We start from the raw sequence: 9,547 nt of genomic DNA on the forward strand, positions 1-9,547 counted from the left end.
CATACCCGAAAGGTCACAGGTTCGACTCCTGTTACCGCTACCAATTAATTGTGGACCATTAGCTCAGTTGGTTAGAGTGTTATGAATTTTATGATTTTATCTATTTGTTTGTATGTTTTCTATTCACGTATAGTTCCCTTTTATCCCCCCAGATAGACAAGTACTATTCGTTTCTATTCCCTTTTTATAACTTTATATTACATTTATGTTTATAATTTTTTATTATCTAACGCCTGCTTTAACTTTTTCAGCTTTAGCTTTTATTTTTTCTTTTATATCTGATTTATGTTCTATTTTTACTTCATCATCAGATTCTGCTTTTATTTCTTCTCTTTGAGTTTCTATAGAGTTCATTGCTTCATATTGAGCATCTCCATAATAAGCTCTTAAGTACATTTCTCTTATTTCTGAGAATAATGGATATCTTGGATTAGCACCTGTGCATTGATCATCAAATGCTGCTTCCACCATTTCATCTAATGTATCTAAGAATGCTTTTTCATCTATACCAAATTCTTTTATTGTATTTGGTATTCCTACTGCTGCTTTTAATTCGTTTATTTTTTGTTGTAATTGTTCAAATTTTTCTTCGTCTGTTCCTGTGCAACCAACAAATGTAGCTACTTCAGCATATCTAGCTAACATATTTGGATAAGCGTATTGTGGGAAAGTACCCATTTTTCTTGGAGCAGAGTTTACATTGAACTCTAATACTTTGTTTATTAATAGTGCATTTGCAACACCATGTGGTATATGGTGGTAAGCACCTAATTTATGAGCTAATGAGTGGCACACACCTAAGAATGCATTTGCAAATGCCATACCAGCCATTGTTGATGCATGAGCCATTTTTTCTCTAGCTATTGGGTCTTTTGCTCCATTTTCATAAGCTCTTGGTAGATATTCAAATATTGATTTAGTTGCTTGTAATGCTAAACCATCAGTAAATTCAGTTTGTAACATTGCTGCATATGCTTCTAATGCATGTGTTAGAGCATCTATTCCTGATGCAGATGTTAATCCTTTTGGTTGATGCATCATCATGTCAGCATCTACTATTGCTATAGTTGGCATTAATTCATAATCTGCAAGTGGATATTTTTGTCCAGTTTCTTCATCAGTTATAACAGCGAATGGTGTTACTTCTGAACCTGTACCTGAAGATGTTGGTATTGCTACAAATTTAGCTTTTTTGCCCATTTGTGGGAATTGGTATACTCTTTTTCTTATATCCATAAATCTCATTGCTAAATCTAAGAAGTTGCATTCTGGATGTTCATACATAACCCACATGATTTTAGCAGCGTCCATTGCTGAACCTCCACCAACAGCTATTACTACATCTGGATTGAATAATCTCATTTGTTCTGCACCTTTTTTAGCGCATGCAAGTGTTGGGTCTGGTTCTACTTCTGAGAATGTTGAATGTTGTATTCCCATAGCATCAAGTTGGTCAGTTACTGGTTTAGTGTATCCATTTTCATATAAGAATGAGTCAGTTACTATAAATGCTTTTTTGAAATCATAATATTCTGGTCCTAATTCTTTTATCGCTACTCCTAAGCAACCTTTTTTGATAAATGTTTTAGCAGGTGTTCTAAACCAAAGCATATTTTCCCTTCTTTCTGCTACAGTTTTTATATTTATTAATTGAAGTGGTCCAACTTGTCCTGAGAATGAGTTGTTACCCCAAGAACCACAACCTAAAGTTAATGATGGTGATAATTTAAAGTTGTATATATCTCCTATTCCACCTTGAGCTGATGGTGTATTAACTAATATTCTACAAGCTTTCATTCTGTGTTCAAATTCATTTAATTTTTCTTGGTTATTTACAACATCTATGTATATACCTGCAGTATGACCGATTCCTCCACCTTGTACTAATTCATCTGCTTTATCTACTGCATCATCAAAGTCTTCAGCTTTATACATTGATAATAATGGGAATAATTTTTCGTGAGCTAATGGTTCAGATATATCTGTTGAAGTAGCTTCACCTATTATTAATTTTGTATCAGCTGGTACTTCAAATCCTGCTTCTTGAGCTATTTCTATTGCTGGTCTACCAACTAATTTAGCGTTCATTGAGCCATTTGCTCCAAGAACTATTTTCTTTAATTTTACTAATTCTTCACCTTCTGCTATATAAGCTTTTCTAGCTCTGAATTCTTTTTTAACTTCTTCATATATAGATGCATCTACTATTACTGATTGTTCTGATGCACATATTGTTCCGTTGTCGAAAGTTTTTGAATGTATTACTGAAGATACAGCAACTTTTATATCACAAGATTCGTCGAATATTATTGGAGTATTTCCTGATCCAACTCCTAATGCTGGTTTTCCTGAAGAATAAGCTGCTTTAACCATTCCTGGTCCACCTGTTGCTAACACTGTGTCACACTCTCTCATTACTTCACCTGATAATTCAACAGATGGTTCATCTATCCATCCTATTATTCCTTCTGGTGCTCCAGCTTTAACTGCTGCTTCTAAACATAATTTTGCTGCTGCTATTGTACAATTTTTAGCTCTTGGATGTGGTGAAAATACTATACCATTTCTAGATTTTAATGCTATTAAGCATTTGAATATTGCTGTTGAAGTTGGGTTTGTTGTTGGTATTATTCCTGCTAAAACCCCTATTGGTTCTGCTATTTTAGTTATTCCGAATGAGTCATCTTTTTCTATAACTCCACAAGTTTTTAAATCTTTATATGCATTGTATATATATTCTGATGCATAGTGATTTTTTATTACTTTATCTTCTGCTACCCCTATTCCTGTTTCTTCTACAGCCATTTTTGCAAGTGGTATTCTCGCTTGGTTTGCCGCCATTGAAACTTGGAAGAAGATTTCGTCTACTTGTTCTTGAGTGAATTTTGCAAATTCTGCTTGTGCTGCTCTTACTTGAGCCATTTTCTTTTGTAATGTCTCTACACTATTTACTATCATGTTTTATCCCCCTGTTATTTTTATACTCGGTAATAATGTAAATTTACATTCCTTCTCTGCTTAATAATTTACATTTACCTTTGTTAATTTATTCTTATGATTTATAACTTTTTAGTATTATAAATCTAATTTGCCCTTTCAGTTGTCAATCAATCATACATTTTTTTCCACGTCTTGTTTGACATATTTATATATTAATTGATTCAAAACTCAATGTCAACAACTTTGTTATTTTTTTATCACTTTTTTTATATTTTTTACCGAGAAAACGTTTTTATATCAACATTCTATACTTTAATGGGTCTAAATTTATCCCAATATCCATCATTTACCGTTATTTTTTTGTCAAAAATCTCACTAAACTTATCCACTATCTTAATATCTCCAACTAATCAGAAATTCCGTTGCTTAAAATTCACTTTGTTCATATCACCAACGACTTCGTCCGTTGCTTAGGTTAATAAGTTGGAAATTATATATTATCCACAAAGCATATAATATATAATTTCCATAGAATTAAAAAGCAGAAGCTTTTTAGTTGGGCTTCTGCTTTTTTAGTATTTACTTTAAAAATTACTTTTTATTCTTTATTATAAACTTCTTTAAAGTATTTTCTTATTTCTGATTCACGCTCTTTACTAAAACTTCCTGAGACCAATAAATCTAATATAGATAGCGAAGTTCCACGAGAACCCCAACTTCCTTCATCAATTATTTCAAATGATACCCACCATGTAGGTGACGGTTGTTCCATTTTACAAGCCCTTGCAAGGCTGTATAAAACATTTTCTAATACTTGTTTTCTGATTTCTTCTAGCACCTGGTACTAATTGACCTATTTCTGGGATAAGTACAGCATCTGTAAGTGACTGTGCTAACTCTCTTCTTTGTTCTATAGAGAACCTATTTTTTTCAGTATTTACATAAATCATTGTCATAATACTGTACCTCTTTCTTTAGTTTATAATTTAGAATTATATATATAACTTTCATCTAACTGTATTTTAAATATATTAAGTATCTATGAAGTATTTATATTAAAATTAAGTTATATTGTATTTTTATCTTAATCCATATAGTTAAATCTATGTGTTGCAACATAGTCTTCTAAAAAGTTTAGATATTGTTCTTTTGTAAAGAATGGATTAAATTTATTGATTATGTCTTTAGCTTCTTTTGCATCATCATAAAGAAGATCTATCAAGCTAAGAGCTAACATTTTTGCTGGAAGTATATATGCCTTTTCTTCATCTTCCATATTGTACTCTTCTGTATGTAAACCTCCAGTAATACCATTAGACCAAACATGTAAGCAAGGCATAATTTGAGATATATCTCCTAAATCTGTTGAACCTGCTGTTTGGTAATCCATTATGAAGTTGTCTTCTGTTAAAGATGCGTATTCAATCATATTTTGCTTGTAGATATCACCTAGATTTCTGTCTGTTTTCATTGGTAAATATCCTATAGAGTCTTTTATTTCTACATTTCCACCTAGTGCAAGTGCAGCAGCTTGAAGAGCTCGATTTACCTTTTTGTTTGCATCTGTCATAGCATCTATGCTAAATGCACGAACCATAATTTCCATAGTTACTTTTGATGGAACTACATTTACTAAATCGCCGCCATTACTTATAACCATACTTACCCTTACTTTATCTTCATCTTTAAATGTTTCCCTTTGTACATGTATATTATTCATTGCAAGCTGGGCCATATTTAAAGCATTTACACCTTCATGTGGTGCAAAACCTGCATGAGAAGACTTGCCATAGAAAGTGACCATCTTTGACATAAATCCATTAGTATCAGTATTTATGATACATTCTTTTCCTTCTTCTAAGCCTATCATATGGCATTGTAAGATAATGTCTGTATTATCAAATCCATTTCTATATAAGTACTCTTGTTTTCCACCTATATATTTAATTTTATTTTCTTTTTGTAGATTAGCTCTATATTCATAATCTACACATTCTTCCGCAGGTATAGCGATAAATTCCATAGAACCATCTAAATGCTTAAATACTCCTGATTTTAATATTCCAAATGCAGCACCAATCATATTAGCAATTTGGACATTATGTCCACAAGCGTGTATATTTCCAAGTTCGTTTGCATCTTTGTGGTCAGCACAAACTACAGAGTCTAATTCCCCTATAATCGCAACCCTAGGGCCAGATTTTTCTTCATTAGCTATGATTTTGCACCCAGTATATGCTATTTCTGTTTCCAATCTTCCATCTAAGTTTTTCATTGCATTTTTTACAATTTCAGTTGATTTAAATTCTTTATATCCTAGCTCTGGATTTTTATATATTTCATTACCTATTCGTATAATTTCGTCTCTATTTTCATCTATTGTCTTGATACAAAGTTGTTTTAATTCGTTTTTATTCATGATATTTCTCCTGTAATATTTTATATTTTGATTTAATTATCTATTTTATATATCCATCATATTGCGTACTACTTTTAATGTCTGCATCATCTCATCAATTTTTAAGTACTCTGTTACTGCATGTGGCTCATACATTCCCATACTAAGTATTGCACTTTTATATCCTAGTGCTGCTAATATATTGGCGTCACTTCCACCACCGATTACAATTGGCTCTGGAGTTATGCCTTCTTTTAACATAGCTTTTTCTGTAAGTTTATATAAATCACTATCTAAATCAAGTGAAAATGGTGGATAACAATTTTCGTGTATAAACTCGTATTCTGCTTTAAATTTTTGTGCAGCCTCTCTACAACAATTCTCCATATGTGCTATTTCTGCTTGAAGTTTGTCAGCTATATGAGAGCGTATTTCAGCAGTAAAAGTAACTGAATCTGTAACTATGTTAGTAGCTCCACCACCTTCTATACGACCTATATTTGAAGTAGTCAGTTCATCAATTCTACCTATATGCATATTTGATATGGCATCTGATACAACGACAATTGCATTTATTCCTTTTTCAGGTTCTATCCCTGCATGTGCTTTTTTACCTTTAATTGTGCATTTAATCTTTTCCATAGCAGGTGCCTTGTAAGCAACAGCTCCCGGTTTACCTAGATAATCAAGTACAATTAAATCTTTACAAGGTAGATTTTCACCAGTAAATTGTTTTGCTCCTAATAATCCATCTTCCTCAGATACTGTAAATAATATGTATATATCTCTATGTTCACAGTTTGACTCGATTATATCTTCTAGAGCCTCTAAAATTATAGCTATTCCTAATTTATCGTCAGCACCTAAAGTTGTAGTCCCGTCAGTTCTTATTATATTTCCATCTATTATAGGGTTAACGCCTCTACATGGGCTTACTTGATCCATATGTGCACAGAAAGTAATAGGTTTTTCTTTGCTATTTCCTTTTAAATATGCGACTATATTCCCAGCATTTCCACCAAATTTTTCTCCTGCATTATCTACCTTTACTTCTAATCCTCTATCTTTTAAATGATCGACTAAATAATCTGCTATTTGTTTTTCTTCCCCAGAAGGACTATCTATTTTAACTAATTTAATAAAAGTATCTATGATTCTCTCTTTTGATAACATTTTGTATCTCCTTATTTTTTAATTATTATATTTAAAGGCATGGAAAATTTTCGTTCCATGCCTGAATAAAGCCTTAATGTAAGCTATATGATGGTAGTATTCCTGGTCCTAGAGGAATATTAAACACCATAAATAAAATTAATAATAATGTCCATACTATCAAGAATGTTATTGAGTATGGCAACATATTTGCTATTATTGTTCCCATACCAGCTTCTTCGTCATATTTTCTAGTGAATGCTAGTATTATTGGGAAGTATGGGAATAATGGACTTAGTGGATTTGTTATACAATCTCCTATACGATATGCCATTTGTGTCAATGCTGGATTATATCCAACCATCATAAACATAGGTACAAATATAGGTGCAAGTATTGCCCATTTTGCAGACGCACTTCCTATAAATAAGTTTATAAAACATGAAAGTATTATAAATCCTACTAATAAAGCTGGTCCACCAATTCCTGCATTTTCAAGGAATTCTCCACCTTTAACAGCTATTATTATCCCTAAATTACTATTTGTGAATAATTGTAAGAATTGAGATGCTACAAATGCTAAGATTATATATCCACCCATATCGCTCATAGCTTCTCCCATTAGTTTTACAACATCTTTATCTTTTTTAATTATTCCAACAGCTTTTCCATAAACTAATCCTGGTATAAAGAATGCTAATGCAGTTATAGGAACCATACCTTTCATCAAAGGCGCATTACTAGATAATAAAGCTCCTGTTTCTGGGTCTGCTAAGAATGGTCTTTCCCCTATCACACTTAAACCTACTATTATAGCAGCATATATAAGTAGAGCTATTCCAGCTTTTTTAAGACCTTTAGATTCTTCTTTAGTTATATTTTGATCTACATCTAATTGGGCATCTCCTTCATATTTCCCAAATCTAGGAGCTATGATTTTTTCTGTTACCCAAGTTGCTAGTGCTATTAATACAAAAGTAGATGCTATCATAAATATTAAGTTCATTGTTGCATTAGCATCGTAATTCGCATCTAACATTTGTGCTGCCGGCACAGTAAAACTTGCAGCTAATATATCATTTACACTTATCATTATATTTGCCGCAAATCCTAGACATACTGCTGCATATCCTGAGAATAGTCCGATTAATGGGTGTCTCCCCACACCTAAATAAACTAATGCAGCTAATGGTGGGAATAATATCGTCCCTGCATCAGATGCTATATTAGCTAACATACCGATTGTCATAACTACTAGAGTCACTCTTTCCTTTGGTATTTTAGATACTGATGCCTTTATTGTTGTAACCATAAGTCCAGATTTATCACAAACACCTGCTCCTATCATAGTTACTAAAACTAATCCAAGTGGTGCAAATCCTTGGAAGTTACTTACTATACTTCCTAATAAATTTTGTAGCTGCTCTACACTTAATAGATTGACTGCTGTTACAGTTTCCTTTGTTCCTGGATGAACTACAGATACCCCTTTTGTTCCTACAATATAAGATGTTACTAAAATAATTGCACATAAACCAATAAACATTGTCACTGGGTCTGGTAGTTTGTTTCCTACTGTCTCGATACTGCTTAAGATTTTGTCTGAAAAACTTTTATTTTCAATTTGTCTTTCTACAGTTTGTCGTTGTTCCATAAAAATTCCCCCTTTATAATATGTTTTTAACTTTGGTCATAACTCTCCCTTGACCTTATTTTAAATATACTATCTCACGAGTCATTAATTGTCAATATTTTCCGCAAAATTTTACCAGTACATTCTTTTTGACTTATTTCCTCATTTATTTCGACAAATTTCTATCATATTTACTTTTTTTAAATATTAAATTATAATTAAAAACAAATATATTTAGGAGGTAGATATGGGATATAAATTAATAGCATTAGACATTGATGGTACTTTATTAAATAGTTCTAATCAAATCACAGAAAATGTCAAAGAGGCAATAAGAAAAAGTAAAGAAAAAGGTGTCAAAGTTGTGTTATGCACAGGGAGACCTCTAAAGGGTGTTGAGAACTTTCTTGATGAATTAAATCTTAAAGAAGAAGGCGATTATGTTAGTACATTTAATGGAGCTCTTGTTCAAGATGCACATACTGGAAAACCTATCTCTCACTTAACATTAGATTATGAAGACCTTTGTGATTTATATGACCTTAGTGTAGAAGTAGGCTCTAGAAGTCATTTCTATGATACAAGAACTGTTTATACTTTTAATAGAGATGTAAGTGATTATACTATTTTAGAGGCTTACTTAACTGGTGTGCATCTAAACGTAACTGAATTAGATGAAGTTCCTAAAGATATAGCTATGTCTAAATTTATGATGATAGATCATCCAGAAATATTAAACGAATGTATAAAGAAAATACCAGAAGAATACTACGAAAGATACACAATCGTTAGAAGTACTCCATTTTTCTTAGAATTCTTAAATCGTGATGCAAATAAAGGTGCTGGTATTGGTCTTTTATCAGAAAAACTTGGCATAAATCCAGAGGAAGTTATCTGTGTTGGGGATGCTGGTAACGACAAACACATGATAGAATACGCAGGGCTTGGTGTTGCTATGGGGAATGCAACTGATGATATTAAAAATATTGCAAACTATGTGACTAGCACTAATGATGAAGACGGTGTTGCTCACGTTATAGATAAATTTATATTAAATAGATAATAGTAAACGGCTTTGTCCGCTAATTTATATAATAAGTCAGAAATTATAAATTATCTATAAATAAGATAATATATAATTTTCTTAGAAAAAAATAGAGTAACATAGTGCTTGTTAAAACACTTGTTACTCTATCTTTTTGCTAAAATTTATAACTTTGGCAAATGGAGGACATTTTTCTTCTCCGAGATTTCGTCGGATAATCTCTTGTTTAAATGTTCGCTTTTAAAAGTTTTTTGATTGATTTTCTTTATGCTACTTTAAAGTAATCCTAAGATTATCGTCATACGAATTAAAAAATTTAATTACATTCAGGATATTAAATCTACTTTAGTATTTTATAGATAATTGATCCCCAAACAAT

7 protein-coding genes are annotated in these 9,547 nt (G+C 31.8%); 1 reads left to right on the top strand and 6 read right to left on the bottom strand.

Annotated elements, in window-relative coordinates:
- Positions 1–222: 222 nt before the first annotated feature.
- From adhE to I4U58_RS10530, 6 genes are all read right to left on the bottom strand, one after another.
- Positions 223–2,958, bottom strand: coding sequence for a bifunctional acetaldehyde-CoA/alcohol dehydrogenase (gene adhE, locus I4U58_RS10510; RefSeq protein ID WP_195931302.1), 2,736 nt, complete (start codon positions 2,956–2,958; stop codon positions 223–225).
- A gap of 580 nt (positions 2,959–3,538) precedes the next feature.
- Positions 3,539–3,712 carry a hypothetical protein gene (locus I4U58_RS13965; RefSeq protein ID WP_207743867.1) on the bottom strand — a complete coding sequence of 58 codons (174 nt, stop codon included), beginning with the start codon at positions 3,710–3,712 and terminating at the stop codon, positions 3,539–3,541.
- 1 nt (position 3,713) lies between these two features.
- On the bottom strand, positions 3,714–3,896 hold the full coding sequence (locus I4U58_RS13970; RefSeq protein WP_207743868.1) for a hypothetical protein: 183 nt from the start codon (positions 3,894–3,896) through the stop codon (positions 3,714–3,716).
- Positions 3,897–4,024: 128 nt separating this feature from the next.
- The gene (locus I4U58_RS10520; protein ID WP_195931303.1) at positions 4,025–5,359 is read right to left on the bottom strand and encodes an amidohydrolase; all 1,335 of its coding nucleotides are present in this window, start codon (positions 5,357–5,359) and stop codon (positions 4,025–4,027) included.
- 45 nt (positions 5,360–5,404) lie between these two features.
- Positions 5,405–6,511 (bottom strand): M20/M25/M40 family metallo-hydrolase, encoded by a 1,107-nt coding sequence (locus tag I4U58_RS10525; RefSeq protein ID WP_195931304.1) that lies wholly within the window; start codon positions 6,509–6,511, stop codon positions 5,405–5,407.
- Between the two features lie 73 nt (positions 6,512–6,584).
- The gene (locus I4U58_RS10530; RefSeq protein WP_195931305.1) at positions 6,585–8,144 is read right to left on the bottom strand and encodes an AbgT family transporter; all 1,560 of its coding nucleotides are present in this window, start codon (positions 8,142–8,144) and stop codon (positions 6,585–6,587) included.
- Positions 8,145–8,370: 226 nt separating this feature from the next.
- Between I4U58_RS10530 and yidA the strand changes: the two genes are divergently transcribed.
- Positions 8,371–9,186, top strand: coding sequence for a sugar-phosphatase (gene yidA / locus I4U58_RS10535; protein ID WP_195931306.1), 816 nt, complete (start codon positions 8,371–8,373; stop codon positions 9,184–9,186).
- The last annotated feature ends 361 nt before the right edge of the window (positions 9,187–9,547 follow it).

Source organism: Clostridium sp. 1001270J_160509_D11, from assembly GCF_015667935.1.
Lineage (GTDB): Bacteria > Bacillota > Clostridia > Peptostreptococcales > Peptostreptococcaceae > Intestinibacter.

Bases quoted from the DNA above. Each gene is read 5' to 3' on its own strand.
- I4U58_RS13965 (WP_207743867.1), bottom strand. From the start codon at position 3,712: ATGGAACAACCGTCACCTACATGGTGGGTATCATTTGAAATAATTGAT.
- I4U58_RS13970 (WP_207743868.1), bottom strand. From the start codon at position 3,896: ATGACAATGATTTATGTAAATACTGAAAAAAATAGGTTCTCTATAGAA.
- yidA (WP_195931306.1), top strand. From the start codon at position 8,371: ATGGGATATAAATTAATAGCATTAGACATTGATGGTACTTTATTAAAT.
- adhE (WP_195931302.1), bottom strand. From the start codon at position 2,958: ATGATAGTAAATAGTGTAGAGACATTACAAAAGAAAATGGCTCAAGTA.
- I4U58_RS10520 (WP_195931303.1), bottom strand. From the start codon at position 5,359: ATGAATAAAAACGAATTAAAACAACTTTGTATCAAGACAATAGATGAA.
- I4U58_RS10530 (WP_195931305.1), bottom strand. From the start codon at position 8,144: ATGGAACAACGACAAACTGTAGAAAGACAAATTGAAAATAAAAGTTTT.
- I4U58_RS10525 (WP_195931304.1), bottom strand. From the start codon at position 6,511: ATGTTATCAAAAGAGAGAATCATAGATACTTTTATTAAATTAGTTAAA.